Source organism: Protofrankia sp. Cj3, assembly GCF_917627355.1.
In the GTDB taxonomy this organism is placed as follows: Bacteria; Actinomycetota; Actinomycetes; order Frankiales; family Frankiaceae; genus Protofrankia.
Map to the genome: position 1 here is coordinate 1 of NZ_CAKJTR010000236.1, position 2,262 is coordinate 2,262.

Genomic DNA, 2,262 nt, shown 5'->3' on the forward strand with positions numbered 1-2,262 from the left:
GAACGGCGAGCAAGGCCGCAGTGCCGTTCGTCGCCCACCGGTATCGGCCAGACCGGACGATGGGAGAGATGTCGTGAGCGCCGCAACAGCACCGGCTCACCGGGACGGCGAACGCGCGGGAGCCGTTTCATGGTGGTTTGTTCTGGCTGTGGGGATTGCCTGGTCTTTGTTCGCCCTGGCGATACTTCAGTTCGAGCTGACAACCGAACGGTCCATCGCGGTATTGCTCGGTGTCGTCCTGTTTGTCAGTGCGGCGAGCGAGCTGCTCGCCACGACCGCGACGGCACGGGGCTGGCGTTGGTCGCACGCCCTGCTCGCGGTGCTTTTTGCCGCTGGTGGTGTGGTCGCGCTGGTTTGGCCTGATCCGACCTTCGCGGTAGTGGCTCGAATCGTGGCCTGGTATCTGCTGGGCAAGGGAATCTTCGATGTCGTGAACGCTTTCGTCGCGCGCCGTGCCGAGCTCCGGGGTGCCGATTTTCGACATTCCGATCTTCGCGCCGCGGACAGTCCTGGGGCGGAAGTCGCGGACCTTCGTGGGGCCGCGCAGTGGTGGATGCCGCTGATTGTCGGCATGTTCGAGATCGGGGTCGCTTTCTGGGCTGTCGGCTACCCGAAGAGCTCCCTTACCCTGCTGGTTCTCTGGGTTGCTCTTGCGGCTCTGGCTACCGGATTGACGAAGATCTGCATGGCGGCCCGGATGCGGGGCGCCCGACGTGATCTTGCTACTGTGGACATGTTTCTCTCTACCGGCTTCGGCGTCCCCGCGGTCACCGAAGCCACCCGCACCCACGCGCGTACCGAGGCGACGGCAGGTGAGGGGCATGGCCAGCGGCGTTTCACCTGATGGCACTGGCACCTCGGAACACCTGAACACCTGAACACCTTGACGGCACGCTGGTGCCCGAAAGGCCGCTAAAAAGCACCTGCCAGCAGGATGAGGAACCCCCCGACGGCGACCAGGGTCGCGACGGCGGCCAGCGCGGCAACGGCTGTGGGTGCCGACATGCCGTCGGCGCCCGTCAGCGCCGCGGTGGCCGCCTGCCGGTAGCGCAGGAGCCCACGCAGCATGATCAATGCTCCGGTGGCCAGCCCGAGAATCCCGGGTAGTACGACAGCCAGGTGGCTCAGCTGTTCCAGATGCTTCGGATGGCCCACGTGACCGCTCTCGTGCACGAGGAACACGCCGACGGCGGCGAAGGACAGGCCGGTGCGCTGCCAAGCGAGGTAGGTGCGCTCGCTCTGCAGCCCCGGGTCGGGGATCTCGCTGGGGTGCCCGAGTCTGGGCTTGGTCACCGGGCGTCACCTCCTGAGTTGTACAAGAGGGACGCCAGAACGATCAGGCTTACTACTGTGATCACGATACCGAGCAGGCGGGGAAACGGGGACGGAGGCAGCGGCTGCCCGAGCCGCAGGGCGCGCTCCACCTCCGCCCAGTGCCGGTAGCTGGTCGCGGAGAGCACAATGCTTGTGACGACGAGCGTGATGCCGAGGACGCGGCGGCTGCCCGGGAAGCCGAAGTCCGGCACGACCTGCACGACCGCGATACCGCCCGCCAGCAGCGCCAGCGCGGTGCGGATCCAGGCGAGAAACGTCCGCTCGTTGGCCAGGGTGAAACGGTAGTCCGGCTCGGAGCCGATCCGGCGGATGTCAGCGGCGTTCGGCCACTGCCGGCGCCAGCGCAACCGCCACGGCTGGTGACCGTCGGAGCGTGCCTGCGCGGAGGTGCGCCCAGTCATTCTCACGAAGGTGACTCCGCGGCACACCCGTCGGGGGTCCGCGGGCGGCCACCCTGACGATCGTCCACCATGGTTTTCGTCCCCGTTCCGGTGCCGTCGGAGAGGTCATCGATGTCGTCAGCCAATGTCCGTCCAGCTCCGAAGAGCATGGCCGACGCCGCCCGGCTGAGGCTGGTGCCAGCGGATCCGATGCCGCTGTCCCTCCATGGAAGTCTGCGGTTTCCCGAGGCCGTCCGCATCCTTTATGGACCGTGGCCAGCGGCACCAGCCCGCCACCGGCCACGGTTGCCGTATGGCCACCCTGACCCTGCCGGGCATCTCTGGCCTCTCATCCGTGCGGCGGGAACCGCCGTGGCCGGCCGTACCGTCGGAATCATCGGACCTGACCGCATCGGTGGCGACGAATGGCGGCGCCTCGATGCCTTCGAGGTCGGCTTTGAGACCGGCGACGCCTTCGAGACCGGCGACGCCTTTGAGGCCGGCGGGCGTATCCCCACCCGGATCAGGTGCGCATGGACCTGCGCTC

At 67.5% G+C, this 2,262-nt stretch carries 3 protein-coding genes; 1 reads left to right on the forward strand and 2 read right to left on the reverse strand.

Annotated features, from left to right (window positions below; genetic code table 11):
- Positions 1 to 73: 73 nt before the first annotated feature.
- Positions 74 to 844 carry an HdeD family acid-resistance protein gene (locus MJ783_RS21125; protein ID WP_239313110.1) on the forward strand — a complete coding sequence of 257 codons (771 nt, stop codon included), beginning with the start codon at positions 74 to 76 and terminating at the stop codon, positions 842 to 844.
- 68 nt (positions 845 to 912) lie between these two features.
- On the opposite strand, the gene MJ783_RS21130 is transcribed toward MJ783_RS21125, so the two are convergent.
- Both MJ783_RS21130 and MJ783_RS21135 read right to left on the reverse strand, forming a co-directional pair.
- Positions 913 to 1,293 carry a DUF202 domain-containing protein gene (locus tag MJ783_RS21130; protein WP_239313112.1) on the reverse strand — a complete coding sequence of 127 codons (381 nt, stop codon included), beginning with the start codon at positions 1,291 to 1,293 and terminating at the stop codon, positions 913 to 915.
- Complete coding sequence (locus MJ783_RS21135) at positions 1,290 to 1,736, reverse strand: YidH family protein (RefSeq protein ID WP_239313120.1); 447 nt, start codon at positions 1,734 to 1,736, stop codon at positions 1,290 to 1,292. Before MJ783_RS21135 ends, MJ783_RS21130 begins: the two co-directional genes overlap by 4 nt.
- Between the last annotated feature and the right edge of the window lie 526 nt (positions 1,737 to 2,262).

What these genes read in the sequence shown, in the direction of transcription:
- MJ783_RS21135 (WP_239313120.1), bottom strand. Translation starts at nt 1,736, where the DNA reads ATGACTGGGCGCACCTCCGCGCAGGCACGCTCCGACGGTCACCAGCCG.